An 18,472-nucleotide genomic window follows, 5' to 3' on the forward strand; every position below is an offset into this window, starting at 1 on the left:
CGCTACAGCTCGTACTTGTACACGCGGTAGATGTACTTCTCGGCTTCCATCTCGTACGTGGCAATGGGCAGTCCATAGCGATCGTACTCGGCAAAGGTCTTGGCTATGCCCGATGCCACGAGCATGCTATTCGAATCGCCGACGCGCTGCGCACTACTTACGTAACCTGAGAACGGCACTGCGATCTGGTCCACAAGCTCGTAGGTGCGCGCGGTCTCGTCCACCGTAAAAATGCGCCCAAACGAATGCGTTCCCTTGCTGTAGTCGGTCACTACCGCAGCGCCCAGCTGGCCCCAGTCAAACTTGGGATAGCTCTCGGCAGCACCAAAGTTGTTGTCGTATAGCAGCACCTGGTAGCGACCAGTCGCGGTCGTCTCGTCGTTTGGCAGATAGGTCACACTATGCTGGCCTGCGTTGAGCGAAAAATCGCCTTGAGCCTGCAGCAACTTGTCCTCAAAGCCCGAGCCGGCCCAAAACTCTGGCGAGCCCATAAGCCAATCGACCGTAGGCGTACCGTAGATATCCGTGAGCTTGATGACCGTTGAGGTCTCGCGCGAGCTGAGCAAAACGGTGCCGCCGCCGAGCCACTGGATCGTGTTGATGTGAATCCAATCCAGGTCGCCGTCCGAGGCAACCTTGGCGCTTGCCTTGAGGTCGGGGAATATATCGCCCAGGTCCACGACGAGAGAGACGTCACCTGTTGTTATATCGACCTTAATGATGAGGTCCTCTACATTAACGCGATCGTCCTTATCTTTTTTGGCAGCCGCGCGATCGACGTCCAAATCGGCTTCGGAGCCGGCGTGACTCGCCAGCACCAGCAGGTTGCCATCGTCATCGAAAGCGTAGTCGTGGTGTAGCTCGTAGTCGCCCGTGCTCCAGACGTTTACCACCTGGCCGATGGTGCTCGATCCAGTCCACGGCAAAGTCGACAAGTTCGCGTTGGCGCATAAAGCGGATTGCCCCGTTGCCGAGCGGCGCTGCGGCGCACTGACACTGCAAATGATACGTTTCTCAATGTTGCCGAGGAATCTTTTTAGTACTTGAAGAAGCCCTCGCCCGAGCTTTCGCCCAGCTTGCCTTCGTCGAGCATCTGCTTGAGGACGGATGCCATGGCCTTAAAGTTGTAGGGCATCATCATCTTTTTGAGCAGCGGGCTCACCAAGCCCGGCACCTTCTGATACTGCATGACGATGTTATAGGCCGTCTGGATGCCCACGGTGTCGAACACGCGGAACGGGCCCTTGGGCGCGCCAGTGCCGCGCGTCCATGCAAGGTCGATGCTCTTGGGGTCGCTGACGCCCGAAACGTACAGATCAAGGCCCGAAAGCAGCCACGGCACCAGCATGGAATTGAGCAGATAGCCGTTCTTTTCCTTGTTGACGGGCAGGGCAAGCATACGGATGTCGCTGGCAAAGTCGACGAGCTCATCGAAATAGCGCTTGTCGGTCTGGTCCTGAGCCATGACCTCGGTCATGTTGTTCTTCCAGATGGAGTTGGCAAAGTGCAGCGACAGGTACTTCTCGGGGCGGCCGGTGTACTTGGCAAAGGTGCTCGGCAGCAGCGTGGAGGAGTTCGTCACGACAACGGTCTTTTGCGGGAGAACCGGGGCGAGCTTCTTGTAGAAGTCGATCTTTGCCTGGGTGTCCTCGGCCATCGACTCGATAACCAGATCGGCGTCGGCCACTGCCTTGGCAAGATCGAGCTCTAGCTTGAGTGTGGAGTAGGCACGCTCGACGGCGGCGAGCGCCGCCTCCTTGTCGAAGGGCTGGTCGCTATCGGCGATACCGGCACACCACTCGCCCGTGCCGTCCGCCATGCCCTCGATAGCCGCGATGTACTCCTCGCGCACATGATCGATCTTGGGCTGAGTGCGGCCGATGCTGCCCTCGCTGCGCAGCCAGATCGTCACATCGAAACCGCAGTAGGCAGCCTGAAAGGCAATCTGGCTTCCCAACACGCCGCCACCGGCAACACAAACGGTCTTGTAGCTCATAGGAACAGTCCTCTCTTACGTAATTCCAAGGATGTGTATTTATTCAACCGTAAGGATGACGCGCGCTGAGGGTGGGTTCCATAAACGGACGGTAATTTGCGGCGAACGGCTACATATGTTCATTATCTCAGGGTTCCAAGGGCGATTTTTGGTGCCACTGAGACGTCGCTTTCGGAAGAGATGATAGTTGGGGCGTTTACGCAGCATATGTCCAGCAAAAACGGGTGGTAGCCGATACGGCTGCCACCCGTTTGTCTCATATCTAGCACATAGCAGGCCAACTACTTCTTAATGCCGCGTCCCAGACGCTTGGCGACCGATGCAACGGCCTCCTCGCTGGCCGAGCCACAGCTCACGCAGCCATCATGGTCACGCATCTGGCCGGTGACCTCGTCCATCGCGAGCGGCGCCACCTTCTCGAGCTTAAAGCCCTTACCGGCGCGCATGTTTTCCTTGGCCACGCTGATCATGAGCTTAATGCGGTTGAGCTGGTTGACCTCGGACGCGCCGGGGTCGTAGTCCACCGCGACAATGTTGCTCTCGGGGTGCTGACGACGCAGCTCCTTGATCACGGCCTTGCCCACCACGTGGTTAGGCAGGCACGCAAAGGGCTGCGTGCAGATGATGTTGGGCGCGCCATGGTCAATCAGGTCGAGCATCTCGGCCGTGAGCAGCCAGCCTTCGCCCATGTTGTTGCAAACCGAAAGCACCGTACGGGCCTTGTCCGCCATGGTGCCGATGCGCTCGGGCGCCTCAAAGCGGCGGGACTTTTGGAGCAGCTCCTCCACCGGCGTACGCATCCAGTCCACGAGCTTGATGAGCGCCTGCATACCAGCGCGCGTGGTTGCAGAGCTTCCGAGCTCATCCTTCTGCAGCTCGGCGTTGCTCATGGAGTACAGGAAGAAGTCCAGCAGGCCCGGCACCACGGCCTCGCAGCCCTCGCGCTCGATAACGTCGACCACGTGGTTGTTGGCTGTGGGGTGGAACTTGACCAAGATCTCGCCGACCACGCCCACGCGCGGCTTGGTGCCCTCACCCACGAGCGGCATGGTGTCGAACGCGCGGATGGCCTCGCGGCACAGCTTGGTGTAGTTGTGGCGGTTGAACTTGGGCGCCAGCTTGCGGGCGCGCGCCATGTACTCCTCGTAGAGTGCGTTGGCGGCACCGGGCGTAGCCTCGTATGGACGACAGCGATAAAGCATCTGCATCATCACGTCGCCAAAGAGCACCGCGTAGACTGCCTGCTTAAGCAGCGCCGGCGTAATCTTAAAGCCGGGGTTGTCCTCACCGAGCGCCACCGCCGAAAGCGAGATCACCGGGATCTCGGGGTGGCCGCTCTCGCGCAGGGCCTTGCGGATGAGTGCGATGTAGTTGGTGGCACGGCAGCCGCCGCCGGTCTGGCTGATAACCACGGCCGTCCTGGACAGGTCGTACCGGCCGCTCTCGATGGCCTCCATAATCTGGCCGGTCACCAAAATGGACGGATAGCAAATGTCATTGTTCACATAGCGCAGGCCGGCCTCGACGGCGTCGTGATCGGTCGAGGGCAGCAGCTCCAAGTTGTAGCCGGCACCGCGGAACACCTCTTTGACTAGGTCAAAGTGGATCGGCGCCATCTGCGGGCACAGGATGGTATAGCCCTCCTCGCGCATCTGCTCGGTAAAGGGCACCTTGGGCCACGCGGTCGATGCGCTCTCGCGCTGAGCCCCGAACGTGTACTTGCGGCTCGCGAATGCGGGGGCATCCGTGGAGGGAGCCACCGGCGCGGCATCGCCCTGCTCGTAGGTCTCGCCCGCGGCCGCGGCCTCGGCCAAGCGCTCGGCCTCCTGGTCCTTAAGCGCGGCCATGAGCGAGCGGATGCGGATACGCGCGGCGCCCAGGTTGGACACCTCGTCGATCTTGAGCACGGTGTAGATCTTGCCGCTGGCCTCCAGGATCTCCTGTACCTGATCGGTGGTCAGGGCGTCCAGGCCGCAGCCGAAAGAGTTGAGCTGGATCAGGTCCAGGTCGTTGCGCATCGTCACAAAACGGGCGACGGCGTACAGGCGGCTGTGGTACATCCACTGGTCGACGACGCGGATGGGGCGCTCGGGCTTCACCAGGTGCGCAAGCGAATCCTCGGTAAAGACCGCGAAGCCAAAGCTCGAGATAAGCTCGGGCAGGGCGTGGTTGATCTCGGGGTCGTTGTGGTAGGGGCGACCGGCGAGCACGATGCCGTGACCGCCATGGTCCTCGACCCACTTAAGGGTCTCCTCGCCCATGGTCTGGATGTCCTCGTGGAAGCGTGCATCGGCCTCAAAGGCAGCGTTGACGGCGGCATCGACCTCGGAGCGCGTGATCTTGGGACCGCGCACGCGACCGCGACCGGCCTCAGCATCGGCCACGCGGTCGACGGCAAGCACCTGGTACAAGCGGCGCTTGAGCTCGGTCTTGTCGTGATAGGGCACAAACGGGTAAAGGAACTCGATGTTCTGCTCACGGATCTCGTCGATATTGAGTGCCAGCGCCGTGGGGTAGCTCATGACGATGGGGCAGTTATAGCAATTGCCAGCCGTCGGATCCTCCTTGCGCTCCCAGCGCACGCACGGCATCCAGATAAAGTCGACATCGCGGTCGATAAGGTTCATCACGTGGCCGTGGCTCATCTTGGCCGGATAGCACACGCTCTCGGACGGCATGGACTCGATGCCTGCCTGGTAGGTCTTCTTGCTCGACTGGTCGGACAGCTGCACGCTAAAGCCCAAGCGCGTAAAGAACGCATGCCAGAAGGGGTAGTTCTCGTACATGTTGAGTGCGCGCGGGATACCCACGGTGCCGCGCGGGGCCTCGTCGGGGCTCAGCACCTCGCGATTAAAGAGCAACTCGTTTTTCTTTTTGAAGAGGTTAGGGGCCTCGGTCTTTTGCTTTTTGTGGCCGGCGCCCTTCTCGCAGCGGTTGCCGGTAATGAAGCGCCTACCGCCGCCAAAGTCATTGACGGTGAGCTGGCAGTTGTTGGAGCAGCGACCGCAGCGGACGTGCTTTTGCGTCACAGTGAGGTGCGCGATGTCCTCGGCCGAAAGGATGGTCGAGGTGCCGTCGGCGCCAGCGCGATCGCGGGCGAGCAAGGCCGCACCATAGGCGCCCATGCAGCCGGCGATGTCGGGACGCACGGCGTGAACGCCGGTGAGCTGCTCAAACGCGCGCAGCGTGGCATCGGACATAAAGGTGCCGCCCTGGACGATCACCTGGCTTCCGATCTCCTTGGGATCGCGCAGCTTAATGACCTTGAACAGGGCATTCTTAATGACGGAATAGGACAGACCGGCCGCGATGTCGCCCACCGTGGCACCTTCCTTTTGCGCCTGCTTAACACGCGAATTCATAAAGACCGTGCAGCGACTGCCCAGGTCCACCGGAGCCTTGGCATGGATGGCGGCGTCGGCGAACGCGCGCACGTCCATGTTCATAGAGACGGCGAAGCTCTCGATAAAGCTACCGCAACCCGACGAGCAGGCCTCGTTGAGCATGATGTGCTCGATAACGCCGTCCTTTACGCGCAGGCACTTCATGTCCTGGCCGCCAATGTCCAGGATAAACTCGACGCCGGGCAGGAATGCCTTGGCTCCGCGCAGGTGCGCGACGGTCTCGATCTCGCCGGAATCGGCCTTGAGGGCCTCGATGAGCAGCGCCTCGCCGTAACCCGTGGTGGTCACGTGGCCGATGGTGCAGCCGGCGGGGATGTGGTTATAGAAATCGGCCATGATGACCTTGGCCGTACCCAGGATGTCACCGTTGTTGTTGCCGTACCAGGTATGCAGCAACTGGCCGTCCTCACCCACAAGCGCGGCCTTCATGGTGGTGGAACCGGCGTCGATACCGATGAACACGCGACCGGTGTAGCCTTCGAGCTTGCCCTTGGGAACGACCTCGGTGTCGTGGCGGGTCTTGAACTCGGCAAAGTCCTCGTCGGTGGCAAAGAGCGGATCCAGACGCTCGACCTCGGCGCCCTGTGTGTCACCCAGGGCATCGATGGCCTCGATGAGCTGCGGGAACGTGCTGAGCTTATTGGACTCGTGCGCCATGGCGGCACCGCTCGCCACAAACAGGTGAGCATTTTGGGGCACGATGCGGTGCTCCTCGTCCAGGTTGAGCGTGAGGTAGAAGCGATGGCGCAGCTCGGAGAGATACTGCAGCGGGCCGCCCAGGAAGGCGACGTTACCGCGGATGGGACGGCCGCACGCTAGGCCCGAGATGGTCTGGGTCACGACGGCTTGGAAGATGGAGGCGGCCACGTCCTCGGGGCGGGCGCCCTCGTTGAGCAGCGGCTGGACGTCGGTCTTGGCAAAAACGCCGCAGCGGCTGGCGATGGGATAGATGGTGGTGGCGTTGGCCGCGAGTTCGTTAAGGCCGCTGGCGTCGGTGTGCAGCAGGGTTGCCATCTGGTCGATGAACGCACCCGTACCGCCGGCACAGGTGCCGTTCATGCGCTGCTCGATGCCGTTGTCAAAGTAGATGATCTTGGCGTCCTCGCCGCCCAGCTCGATGGCGACATCGGTGGCCGGGATGAGGGTCTCGACGGCGCGCTTGCTGGCGATGACCTCTTGGACAAACTCCAGGTCGAGCCACTGGGACAGCAGCAGGCCGCCCGAGCCGGTAATGGCGCAGGTCATTTGGGCCGTCGGCAGCACAGTCGCGGCGCCCTCGAACAAGTCGCGGGCGCAAGCGCGGACGTCGGTGTGGTGGCGCTGGTACTTGGCGTAGACGAGCTGGTTGTCATCGTTGAGCACGGCGAGCTTAACGGTGGTGGAGCCCACATCGATGCCCAGGTGCAGGTTGCCGTGGGCGGCCTCGGGGTTGAAGATCGCTCCTTCGGGGGCGTGGGCGGTGGCTACGGGCTCGGCGGCGGTGGCTGGCTCGCTAGCGACGGACGTCTCCCCTACCGAGTTCTTGGCATCGGCAACTGCCTCGGCAACTTTCTCGGCAGCCGCGGTCGCGGCCTTCTGCGCGGCGTCCACCACGGTGGGCGCAGCCTCGCGTGCGGCGGCGACCATACGGTCCTTGATGCCCTCGACGAGTTTGCTCATTGTCTCTCCTCTTAGTTGTTGGACTCGACGGTTACGGCGGTGTCGGCCGCGTCCTCGAGCTGCAAGTTCAATAGCTTCATGCCGTACTCCGGCACGTTGATATCGATGGGTTGGCCATACAGGTCGCCAGGGCGCACAAAAGCGAGCACCGTCATCATGCGCGCCATGGCCTCGGGCGATTCGGTGAGCCCACGCTCAAACCAGCGCTGAATCATGCCAACCTCGGCACTCACGACGTAGGTGACGTAGTAGTCAAAGAACGTGCCCAGCGCCAGGCCCAAAATGCCCGTCTGTGCACGCGGCACCACAGCCTCACGCGCGGTGTCGATAATCCTTTTAATGAAGGCCTGGTCGCCGCCCGGACCCAGCAGCGCACCGATCAAGTCGCGGTTGGCCGCAAGATAACGCAGTAGCTCAACCGAACCGGGCGCCGGCTCGAGCTCATCGATGTTGTGATAGAGATCGGGCAGCCGAGCTGCGGTGATGAGCTCAATACGCTCACGGATCTCGGCCAGCAAGCCGTCCTCGATTTGATTGATAAAGTCGGGGATATCGCGGTAGTGCGAATAGAACGTACGGCGCGTGAGGCCAGCACGCTCGGTGAGCGAAGCGACGTTAATGCGCGAAAGGTCGCCGCTTTCGGCAAGCTCGCTGGCAAGTGCCTGGCGAAGGGCACGCTGCGAGCGAAGGGACCGGCGATCGCATTTCTCGAGCTGGGACAAGCGTCCTCCTTGTTACTCTACCTGTGCGCTATTGCACAGTGCGAGTATTATTGCACACCGTGTGTATCAACACGTAAAGGCAATATTTGGATGCGACGAAGGGGCAGTCCCTTTGTCACATTATTCGATGATGGTGCGGGAGTTTTGCTTGCGCATGGTGGCGAGCATGTGTTTGGGGACAGCGTGGACCATGCAGCTGCCGATAGTCGCGCTCGCGGCGGCCTTGGCGGCATCGCTGCCGTTTTTGGTCGCGTAGCTGTGGCGGAAGCGCTTGAGCATGGCGATGTCGTTGCCGCCGTCGCCGTAAACCGCGACCTCGTCCTCGGCAATGCCGTAGTAGCCCGCCAGCCAGGCCACGCTCTCACCCTTGTTGCACGCCACGTCCGTGATCTCAAACATCACCGGATCGAACGGCGCGTTGACCACGCGGTCCGAGCGCTCGGCCAAATATGCCTTAAGGTCGCGCTCCAGCTCGGGCGAGGTCACGCGACAATTGATCTTGCATACGTCATGACGCAGGATGTCACCGATCGACTGGTCGAAATATTGCTCCTCGTGATACCCCCCACGTGCACGCATGCCGCGCATCACGATGCGCTTGATAGGACTGTCCTTTTTAAAGCCCGCCTGGTGCATCTCGAACGATCCGCTCGAGAACATGCCATCGGGCGTGGAGCAGTCAAAACAGATGTCCGGGAACGCCTTGAGCAGCTCCTCGGTAATCTGCGGGTCGATGGTCCAGGTCTTGAGCACCTCGCCATGGCTGTTGCGCACGATGGATCCGTTGGAGCAGCAGGCGTCGAGTGCCAGACCTGTAAAGCCATGCTCGCCAATCGGCAGCGTCGAGCGCCCGGTCGCGGGAACCACATGCAGGCCAGCCTCGGTCAGCTCGCGAATGGCACGGCGGATGGTCCCGTCTGCCTCGTGCAGGGCGTTCAGCAGCGTTCCGTCTAAGTCACTCGCAAACATCTTGATCATGGGCATGCCTCTCCTTCGTCTGCACGATATTGTAGACGAGAACGGGCGCGCCCCAAGAGAAGCACACCCGTCAGGCGGTCGATTCTACACCGCGGCGGGGCCGTGTTCGCCGGTGCGGATGCGGATAACTTCCTCGACCGGCTCGACCCAGATCTTGCCGTCGCCGACGGCGCCGGTGCGGGCGGCGTTGCAGATGATGTCGACAATTCCGTCGACATGCTCATCGGCGCAGATGAGGGTGAACTGCACCTTAGGGATCGTGTTGACAAGCAACTCGTTGCCGCGCACGTATTCCTTCCAGCCATGCTGCGCACCGCAGCCCTGCACCTGGTTGATGGTCATGCCACGAACATCGGCAGCAAACAGCGCATCTTTAAGAACCTCAAGCTTCTCGGCACGAACAATCGCCGTAATTTTCTTCATAGTGAATTCCTCTCAATAAAAGAAATGAATTGCCATTCAACGACGCGGGTTTTCGAGGTGCCCGAGATTGCCCCGAAAGAGGAGCGCCGCGTACTTCGGTACGCAAGCGACGGTTTGAGGGGTAAGGTCAGGTGCCTGGGAAAGCCGTGCTGCTAATCGAGCCCAGAGAACGAAGGATAAGCGCTCTCGCCGTGCTGACTCGCATCCAGGCCCAGCGCCTCGTCCGCCTCGTCCACGCGCAGGCTACCGTGGAACAGCGCCTTGACCACCGCAGCGATCACCAAATCGAACACCAGTACAATAGCGACCGTCACCACAATACCCAAGATCTGCGAGATGAGCAGCGACACGTCGCCCGTGTAGAACAGGCCGCCCTTACCGGTCCACGAGAGCTCCGGCACGCAGAACAGGCCCGTGAGCACGCCGCCCAAGATGCCGCCGATGCCGTGGCAGCCAAACGCGTCGAGCGCATCGTCGTAGCCAATCTTGGTCTTAAGATGGCTGATAGCCAGGTAGCAGACAGGTGATACGATCAGGCCCATGACCAGCGCTGCCCACGGCTCGACAAAGCCCGCACCCGGCGTGACCACCACAAGGCCCGCAACCAGACCGGTGCTGGCACCCACCAGCGTGGGGCGACCGGTATGCACGCGCTCGACGACAAGCCACGAGACCATGCCCGCCGCGCTGGCCGTCACGGTGTTGAGGATGGCGAGCGCGGCCACAGCGTCGGCCTTAAACTCGCTGCCGCCGTTAAAGCCAAACCAGCCAAACCAAAGCAGGCCGGCGCCCAGCGCCACAAACGGCACGTTATGCGGGCGGTAGCTCACCATGCCAAAGCCGCGACGACGGCCAAGCATTAAACAGAGAATCAGGCCCGTCAGACCGGACGAGATGTGCACCACGTCGCCGCCCGCAAAGTCGAGCGCGCCGATGATGTCGCCGATAAAGGAACCCTCACCGCCCCAGACCATGTGAGCGAGCGGCGCATAGACCACGAGCAGCCAAATGCCCAGGAAGGCCGTCATGGCACCAAACTTAATGCGGCCGGCCAGGCTGCCCGTGACGATAGCAGCCGTGATCATGGCAAATGCCATTTGGAAGGCGATGTTGATGATTTGAGGGTAGACGGCACCGTCCGCAGCATTGCCCTCGGCCGCCTGCAGCACCTGGTTGAGCACCGGCAAGCACAGCAGCTGGTCAAGGCCTCCAATAAACGGGCTGGAACCATCGCCACCGTAGGCCAGCGACCAGCCGGCGACAATCCACAGCACACCAACCAGGCCAATGGCGCCAAAACACATGAGCATGGTGTTGATGACATTTTTGCGCCTGGACAGGCCGCCATAGAAAAACGCCAGACCCGGTGTCATTAAAAACACGAGCATGGTGCAGATGAGCATAAACGTTGTCGATCCCGTATCGTACATTCGCTCCCCTTTGGTCGCATGAACGTTGTCGGCGCCCATAATGCGGCCGAGGGGCAACTGGTGTAGACCAGATACGGCGTTGTTAAACGCTGCGTTGTCGAATGGAAACGGTGCCGCAATCTTGGAAACGGCGCGGCAACGGAAGCGAAACGAACGGGAAATACGCGAGCAAGGGAGCCGTGTGCGCGCCCATCCCGGCTAGCGCCGAAACAGCTCGTGGGCGCGGTCGCGGAGATTAGTTGCTCGAATGACACCCTCGTAGCGATTGATACGCAAGCGCGGGAAAGCATTGAAGAAGCGCAGGTCGCGACGGCTGAGCGACACACTCGGCACCGGACGGCTCATGCGCTTGCCGGCAAGGCGACGACTGAGCGACGGACGCGGCATGCTCGGCGCGGCATCGGCCACGCGGCGGGCGGCAAGCGCCAGGCCGCGAGCACCATCCGAGATAAACGTCGGCATCGAAGCCTTCTCACGAAGGGCATCGAGCGCCGCGTCGCCCAGCTCGGCCAGCCACGCGTTAACGGCGCGGCTACGGATATGCGTCTGCGCTACCGAGTCAATCGTCGAATCGGGAATACGTTCGAGCATGGAGTCCGAGGCATCGGCAAGCGACTCATTGATGCGGTCGGCAAGGTCGGCGCGCACACGCTCCAGCTGATCGGACAGACGCTGCCAGCTCGCCAACGAGCACACCGCATCAACCATCATCGCGACCGCGACGATAAAGGCGGACAGCCGCACAATCAGCACCGGCAGATGGCCAAGCAGCCCCAGCAATGCCGGCTCCACTAAACGACAAATGCACAACGCGCCCAGGCCAAACGCGCAGGCCCAGTACAGGCAGATACGTCCGTGCAAGTTAAACGGCAGGTGCGAGTAGTCCCAAAAGCGTGCGCCTGTTGTCTTTTCCAATAGAAGGCCCACACTGTACTCGATTACGCTGCACACAAGCGCCGCGGCGACAAATTGGCTCGAGGCATCCGGAATCCCGCGCAGCAAAAGCCAGCAGGCTATGCCGCCCACACCATAGATAGGGCAACACGGCCCCAGCAAGAATCCGCTGTTGGCAAAGCGTCCTTGGTTGAGCATGGCGCAGACTGTTGACTCCCATGCCCAACCGCAAAACCCGTAAAAGGCAAACGAGAGCACCAGTGCCGAGAGCGGACAGGCGGCAAGCGTCGCGCCGTCAAATGCCATGTCGATCGCGGTCCCCACCGTCTACCCTCTCCTCTTTTCGCTCGATTCTTCACTCACGCCATCGTCTGCCTCGTCCTTGCGCGGCAGACGGCCGGCGATCGTCTCGCGCAGAGCACACCATTTATCCGCCAGGCACACAATCCATGCCTCACGACACGTCGGCGGCACCGGCACCAGCGGAAACATATGCCGCACAATAATATTCCGCTCGCGAGACGTCAGCTCAAAATCTTCCTCCGCACGCGCCAGGGCAAAAAACGGATGCCGAAATCCGTGCAGGCGATGGCTTGGGTCGGGATCGTGCCAATCGTAGAGAAAGTAATCGTGCAGCAGGGCCCCGCGCAGCAACGAGGCGCGGTCGACCGAGATACCGACACGGCCCAAGCGCTCGGCAAAGGACAGGCTCGCCCGCGCTACCGAAGTCACATGTGCATAGACCGTCACATCGCCATGCTGGATAAACTCGCGCGTCAGGTCCAAGCGGCCCGCCTGGGCGAGCTGACGGGCGGCATAGTCGACCTCGTGCGCGATTTTCTCGGCACGAACGACATCGGACATGCTGCCTCCTTCCAGCGACACACGGCGACAAGCCACAGCCTGCACGCATTGAATAAATCATCATCGAATCTACCAGTATGGCATCGGACAAAGCGTTTTGCCCCACCAGTTGGCGAATTACCGCGCCGCCGTCACATATCAAACGCCAAAATGTGCGAGACTGTTTTGTGCAATTGTGCCGGCCGAGGGAGCGCCGGCGCTCGATTCGCATGGAGTAACCCACAACGATGCTGCTTACGCAAACGACAACGCCCGAGGACGTCAAGGCTCTCGACCGCGCCGAGCTTCCGCTGCTCTGCGGCGAGATCCGCCAGGCAATCCTCGAAAGCTCCGCCGCCGTCGGTGGGCACGTTGCCCCCAACCTGGGCGTCGTTGAGCTTACGGTTGCGCTTCATCGCGTGTTTAACTCCCCCATCGACAAGATTGTCTTTGACGTTTCGCACCAGACCTACGCCCACAAGGCGCTGACGGGGCGCGCGTACACCTATATCGATCCGGAGCGTTATGGTGAGGCTTCTGGCTTTGCCAATCCCGACGAGTCCGAGCACGACCTGTTTGCCATGGGCCATACCTCCACGTCGGTGAGCCTGGGCTGCGGCCTTGCGCACGCTCGTGACCTGGCGGGCGACACGTATAACGTCATTACCGTTATTGGCGACGGCTCGCTTTCGGGCGGCCTGGCGTTTGAGGGCTTTAACAACGCCGCCGAGCTCGACAGCAACTTGATCATCATCGTCAACGATAACGACCAGTCCATCGCCGAAAACCATGGCGGCCTGTATCGCAATCTGGCCGAACTGCGCGCCAGCAACGGCGCCTGTGAGCGCAACGTTTTCCGCGCGATGGGGCTCGACTACCGCTATCTGGACACCGGTAACGATGTGTTAGCCCTCGTCGACGCGCTGCAGGAACTGCGCAATATCGATCATCCCATCGTGCTGCACGTCTCCACCGCCAAGGGCAAGGGCTTTGAGCCAGCCCAGAGCGACCCCGAGCGCTGGCACCATGTGGGTCCGTTTGACATGGCAACCGGGCGCAAGCTCTGCCCGGGCCATCCGAGCGAGCCTGCGCCGCGCACCTATGCCGACATTACGGGTGAGGCGCTCAGCGCCGCCATCGAGCGCGATCCGCAGGTCGTGGGCATCACGGCCGCCACGCCCTACATCATGGGCTTTACACCCGAGCTTCGCGCTGCCGCCGGCAAACAGTTCGTCGATGTGGGCATTGCCGAGGAGCACGCCGTGACCTTTGCCACCGCGCTTGCGCGCTCGGGCGCCAAGCCAGTCTTTGGTGTGTACGGCACGTTTTTGCAGCGCGCCTACGACGAGCTGTGGCACGACCTGTGCCTCAACGACACCCCCGCAACTATCCTGGTGTTTGGCGCGTCGATCTTTGGCACCACTTCCGAGACGCACCTCTCGTTCTTTGATATATCCATGCTGGGCGGACTTCCCAACATGCGCTATCTGGCACCGGCCTGCATGGAGGAATACCTGTCCATGCTGAGCTGGTCGCTCGACCACCGCGAGCATCCCGTGGCGATCCGCGTTCCGGGCATTGGCCTGGTTAGCCGCCCCGATTTGGCGCCCGCCGAGGACACCGACTACAGCGCCGTTCGCTACGACGTGGTGCGTCAGGGCCGCGACGTTGCCGTGCTCGCGCTTGGCGATTTCTTTGAGCTGGGCGAGCGCGTGACAAACCGCTTGGCTGCCGAATACGGCATAGAGGCCACGCTCGTCAACCCGCGCTTTGCAACCGAGCTTGACCGCGAGTCTCTCGATGGCCTTGCCGCCGAGCATCGCGTTGTCGTCACCCTCGAGGACGGCATCTTGGACGGTGGCTGGGGCGAGCGCGTCGCGTGCTACTTGTCCTGCACGCCCGTGCGCACGCGCACCTTTGGCATCGCCAAGGGCTTTCCCGACCGCTACGATCCCAACGAGTTGCTTGCTCAGAACGGCATGACGGTTGAGAATATGGCCGCCGAAGCGGTACGCCTGCTGAACGAGTAGAAAACCTCCGCAAGGGAAGCACCCCTGCGGAGGTTTTTATTTTCCCAACTCAATTGTCTCGATCTGTAACACCTAGAGGACAAATCCTCGCCCAATTGTTACAGATCTAGACAAACCGTCTTTGCCCCTGTTGTTTATCTCAATCTGTAACAGATAGAGACCTTTTGTCCGTCCAGATGTTACAGATCGAGACACTCAAGTCCCCCTAAAGAGAAAATCTCAATCTGTAACAGTTACTCGGCAAAAATGGCTGCAGATGTTACAGATCGAGACAAAACAGCGAGGCAAGCCGCCACATCTGCAAGAATCACCACAAAGGTGCCCGTCCCCTTTGTGGTAGTTTTAAGTCATGGTCGGCGCGAAAAACGAATAGCCGTTCATACGCGATCTCCTTACTTATATATGTCGCGTTGCCGCCATTATAGCGACCGCCGCGAGCGACCATGCCGTCCGCAAAACGCTATCTCAGCTGCAATAACTGACGTTTGCCCAGATAAAACCTGCCAAAATAAACCTGTCCCTTTTTGGTAGGTAGAATTACCCATAAGGTAAGTATGTTTCTGAGTTATTTCGTGTTGACCCATTTGAGCGCGATAGGGTATAACTCTATTCAACCGCTAGGGATTTTATTGAGAAAGGTGTTCTACCATGAGCAAGAACCTCTCCCAGCAGGTCGTTTTCGACCGTCGCGGCTTCATCGCCGCCACCTTTGCAACCGTCGCCGGCCTTGGTCTTGCCGGCTGCTCCGACACCAGCGCCGAGGCCGACAAGGGTTCCGCCGCCGGCTCCTCCAAGAGCCCCGAGGACACCGAGGCTTCCACCACGCTCGATGCCAAGGCATTCGACAAGCTCGTCGACAACGGCCCCAAGGCCGATGATGACGCCATCGCCGCCAGCACCTGGGCCACGGCCGTCAAGGACGCCGGCGTCTTTAAGATCGGTGGCGTTCAGACCTCCACGCTCTTCTCCCTCCTCAACGAGAAGGACGGCAAGACCCGTGGCTTCGACGCCGGCATCGCGCAGCTCCTGTCCAACTACATTCTGGGCGAGAACAAGGTCGAGATCACCCAGGTGACCTCGGACACGCGTGAGTCCGTCCTGCAGAACGGCCAGGTCGACGCCGTCTTTGCCACCTACACTATTACCGATGAGCGCAAGAAGCTTGTCTCCTTTGCCGGCCCCTACTACTACACCCAGCAGGCCATCCTGGTGCTCGCCGACAACGACGACATCAAGAGCGTCGACGACCTGGCCGACAAGAACGTCGCCGTCCAGTCCGGCTCCAACGGCCCCGCCATCCTGGAGGAGTTCGCCCCCAAGGCCAGCCAGCAGGAGTTCAAGACCGACGAGGAGGCCCGCCAGGCACTTCAGCAGGGCCGCGTTGACGCCTACGTCATCGACAACAACATGCAGCAGAGCGCCCTGGTCCGCGAGCCCGGTAAGTACAAGATCGCCGGCAAGCCCTTCGGCAGCAAAGAGCCCTACGGCATCGGCCTGCCGCTCGATTCCGACGGCGTCGCCTTTGTCAACGACTTCCTTAAGAAGATCGAGGACGATGGCACCTGGACCGAGCTGTGGCAGATCTGCATCGGCGATCGCACGGGCGACACCAACGTTCCCGAGCTGCCCGAGATCGGCGCCTAGACAGCGAGCCCAGTAACGGCCGCTACGAAACCATACGGAAACGCACGATGCGCTTTATTGCGCTAAACTGTTTCCACACTGAGTTGTCGGGGCTTCCGTACACACGGGAGCCCCTTTCCTTATCGGCGGGAGGTCCGCATGAGTCTCTCCGAGCTCTGGTCGCTCTATGGCCAGAACTATATCGACGCGCTGCTAGCAACCTGGGGCATGACGCTTGAGTCGTTTGCCATCGCCATGGTGCTGGCCGTCGCTGTCACCGTGATGCGCGTGTCGCCGCTCAAGCCGCTGCGCATTTTTGGCGACCTGTATGTTCAGGTCTTCCGTAACATCCCCGGCATCGCGCTGCTTATCATCGTCGTCTATGCGCTGCCGCCGCTCAAGGTCGTCCTGCCCTACCGCACCTGCGTTATCGTCGCCACGGTCCTTTTGGGCTCGGCCTTTGGCTCCGAGAACTTTATGAGCGGCATCAACACCGTCGGCGTCGGCCAGGTGGAAGCCGCGCGCTCGCTCGGCATGAGCTTCAGCCGTATCCTCGCCAAGATCGTGATTCCGCAGGCGCTGCGCTCGAGCGTGCTGCCCATGACCAACCTCTTTATCGCCGTCATGCTCACCACCGCACTCGGCAGCCAGGTACCGCTTCAACCGCAGGAGCTCACCGGCGTGGTGAGCTACATCAACACGCGCTCGCTCGGCGGCGTCGCCGCGTTCTTTATCTCGGCGCTCGGCTACCTGGGCACGGCCTTTGTGGTGAGCCACATTGGCAACTACATCGATAAGAAGGTGAGGATCCTCCGATGAGCAAGCACTCCTCTTCTGCGCTCACCATGCGCGATGCGCTTTACGAGGCTCCCGGCCCCAAGATGCGCGCCAAGATTCGCATCGGCACCGCTATCTCGCTTGTTGCCGTCGCCGCGCTCGCCGTCCTCGTGTTGCAGCGCTTTTATGTGACCGGTCAGCTTTCGGTCCACTATTGGTATTTCTTTACGCACCTCACCACCTGGAAGTTCCTGCTTGCCGGCTTTGAGGGCACCGTTAAAGTCGCACTCACCGCTGGCGCCATCGCGCTGGTGTTGGGCCTAGCCCTTATGCTCGGCCGCACCAGCGACATTAAGCCGCTGCAGCTGGTCTGCCGCGTGCTCACCGATTTCTTCCGCGGCGTACCGAGCCTGCTGTTCATCTACTTCTTCTTTTTGGTGCTGCCTCAGTACAAAATTGCGCTGCCGTCGTTTTGGATGCTCACGCTCCCCGTCGCGCTCGCTGCAGCCGGCGTGCTGGCCGAGATCTTTCGCGCGGGCGTCAACGCCGTGCCGCGCGGGCAGGTCGAGGCAGCCCAAGCGCTCGGTCTCTCCAAAGCTAAAATCACCTTTAAAATCGTGCTGCCGCAGGCGATTCGGTTTATCATTCCGTCGTTGATTTCGCAGCTTGTGGTCGTAGTCAAAGACACCACCGTCGCCTACGTGGTGAGCTACCCCGACCTCATGCAAAATGCCCGCGTGCTCATTACCAACTACGACGCCCTCGTGTCGGTCTACCTGGTAATCGCGGTCATCTACATCCTCATCAACGTCGCGATCAACAAGGCCGCTGTCTACGTTTCGCACAAGACCGGCGCGACCATCATCCGCTAACGCTTTACCATTTCCAGTCATAAGGAGCCGAGCACCATGGCACAGAGCACCTCTTCCACCGGCAATCAGCCGCTGATCGAGCTCAAGCACGTCGATAAGCACTATGGCGATCTGCACGTCCTCAACGACATCAATCTCTCGGTCGACCGCGGCGAGGTCGTCGTCGTGATCGGCCCCTCGGGCTCGGGCAAGTCGACCATGTGCCGAACCATCAACCGCTTGGAAACCATCGACTCGGGCGAGATCCTCATCGAGGGCGAGCCTCTGCCGCAGGAAGGCAAGGACCTTGCCCGTATGCGTGCCGAGCTGGGCATGGTGTTTCAGCAGTTCAACCTGTTCGCACATATGACCGTGCTGCAGAACGTCATGCTGGGACCGGTCGACGTGCTGGGCGTCTCCAAGGACGAGGCTCGCGAGCGCGCCATGGACCTGCTGGGCCGCGTGGGCGTTGCCGAACAGGCCGATAAGGTGCCCGCACAGCTCTCGGGCGGCCAGCAGCAGCGCGTAGCCATCGCCCGCTCGCTTGCCATGCAACCCAAGGCCATGCTTTTTGATGAGCCCACGAGCGCCCTTGACCCCGAGATGATCAACGAGGTGCTCGAGGTCATGGTCCGTCTGGCCCAGCAGGGCATGACGATGATCGTCATTACGCACGAGATGAACTTTGCCCGCCGCGTGGCCGACCGCGTCGTGTTTATGGCCGACGGCCAAATCGTGGAAACCGGCACGCCCGACGAGTTCTTCGACCACCCCCAGACCAAGCGCGCCCAGGACTTCCTCAACTCCATCAAGGGCCACTAACCAGCAACCCCGTGGGACAA

14 protein-coding genes are annotated in these 18,472 nt (G+C 61.0%); 5 read left to right on the plus strand and 9 right to left on the minus strand.

Translation table 11 applies throughout. The features are described 5' to 3' along the window. Window positions 1–2 precede the first annotated feature (2 nt). The 9 genes from ACTQ05_RS05130 to ACTQ05_RS05170 form a co-directional block, all read right to left on the minus strand. Entirely contained in the window at window positions 3–926 is a 924-nt protein-coding gene (locus tag ACTQ05_RS05130) for an aryl-sulfate sulfotransferase (protein WP_441538191.1), read from the minus strand. A 110-nt stretch (window positions 927–1,036) separates the two neighbouring features. Beyond that, entirely contained in the window at window positions 1,037–1,996 is a 960-nt protein-coding gene (locus tag ACTQ05_RS05135; protein WP_154514839.1) for a 3-hydroxyacyl-CoA dehydrogenase, read from the minus strand. Window positions 1,997–2,277: 281 nt separating this feature from the next. Further along, window positions 2,278–7,059: an acyl-CoA dehydratase activase-related protein gene (locus tag ACTQ05_RS05140; RefSeq protein ID WP_441538193.1), complete on the minus strand. Its 4,782-nt coding sequence runs from the start codon at window positions 7,057–7,059 to the stop codon at window positions 2,278–2,280. 11 nt (window positions 7,060–7,070) lie between these two features. Then, entirely contained in the window at window positions 7,071–7,781 is a 711-nt protein-coding gene (locus tag ACTQ05_RS05145; protein ID WP_154514843.1) for a TetR/AcrR family transcriptional regulator, read from the minus strand. Window positions 7,782–7,901: 120 nt separating this feature from the next. Continuing rightward, window positions 7,902–8,759: an HAD-IIB family hydrolase gene (locus ACTQ05_RS05150; protein WP_441049064.1), complete on the minus strand. Its 858-nt coding sequence runs from the start codon at window positions 8,757–8,759 to the stop codon at window positions 7,902–7,904. A gap of 84 nt (window positions 8,760–8,843) precedes the next feature. Further along, window positions 8,844–9,182 carry a P-II family nitrogen regulator gene (locus tag ACTQ05_RS05155; RefSeq protein WP_117629936.1) on the minus strand — a complete coding sequence of 113 codons (339 nt, stop codon included), beginning with the start codon at window positions 9,180–9,182 and terminating at the stop codon, window positions 8,844–8,846. Window positions 9,183–9,334: 152 nt separating this feature from the next. After that, window positions 9,335–10,612, minus strand: a complete 1,278-nt coding sequence (locus tag ACTQ05_RS05160; RefSeq protein WP_441063671.1) for an ammonium transporter — start codon at window positions 10,610–10,612, stop codon at window positions 9,335–9,337. A gap of 198 nt (window positions 10,613–10,810) precedes the next feature. Next, window positions 10,811–11,830 (minus strand): putative ABC transporter permease, encoded by a 1,020-nt coding sequence (locus ACTQ05_RS05165; protein WP_441063672.1) that lies wholly within the window; start codon window positions 11,828–11,830, stop codon window positions 10,811–10,813. A 3-nt stretch (window positions 11,831–11,833) separates the two neighbouring features. Further along, window positions 11,834–12,370, minus strand: coding sequence for an HD domain-containing protein (locus ACTQ05_RS05170; RefSeq protein ID WP_441538196.1), 537 nt, complete (start codon window positions 12,368–12,370; stop codon window positions 11,834–11,836). A 227-nt stretch (window positions 12,371–12,597) separates the two neighbouring features. Between ACTQ05_RS05170 and ACTQ05_RS05175 the strand changes: the two genes are divergently transcribed. The 5 genes from ACTQ05_RS05175 to ACTQ05_RS05195 all read left to right on the plus strand — a co-directional run bounded on the left by ACTQ05_RS05175 (window position 12,598) and on the right by ACTQ05_RS05195 (window position 18,452). Beyond that, window positions 12,598–14,379 carry a 1-deoxy-D-xylulose-5-phosphate synthase gene (locus ACTQ05_RS05175; RefSeq protein WP_441538198.1) on the plus strand — a complete coding sequence of 594 codons (1,782 nt, stop codon included), beginning with the start codon at window positions 12,598–12,600 and terminating at the stop codon, window positions 14,377–14,379. Between the two features lie 648 nt (window positions 14,380–15,027). After that, complete coding sequence (locus tag ACTQ05_RS05180; RefSeq protein ID WP_154514875.1) at window positions 15,028–16,023, plus strand: glutamate ABC transporter substrate-binding protein; 996 nt, start codon at window positions 15,028–15,030, stop codon at window positions 16,021–16,023. Between the two features lie 138 nt (window positions 16,024–16,161). Then, a complete protein-coding gene (locus ACTQ05_RS05185; protein ID WP_154514877.1) occupies window positions 16,162–16,821 on the plus strand; it encodes an amino acid ABC transporter permease in 660 nt (219 codons plus the stop codon). Beyond that, complete coding sequence (locus ACTQ05_RS05190; RefSeq protein WP_427747661.1) at window positions 16,818–17,651, plus strand: amino acid ABC transporter permease; 834 nt, start codon at window positions 16,818–16,820, stop codon at window positions 17,649–17,651. Before ACTQ05_RS05185 ends, ACTQ05_RS05190 begins: the two co-directional genes overlap by 4 nt. Window positions 17,652–17,687: 36 nt before the next feature. After that, window positions 17,688–18,452, plus strand: a complete 765-nt coding sequence (locus ACTQ05_RS05195; RefSeq protein WP_117840240.1) for an amino acid ABC transporter ATP-binding protein — start codon at window positions 17,688–17,690, stop codon at window positions 18,450–18,452. The last annotated feature ends 20 nt before the right edge of the window (window positions 18,453–18,472 follow it).

The sequence above is a fragment of the Collinsella sp. LCP21S3_A9 genome (assembly GCF_052118785.1).
Taxonomy (GTDB): Bacteria; Actinomycetota; Coriobacteriia; order Coriobacteriales; family Coriobacteriaceae; genus Collinsella.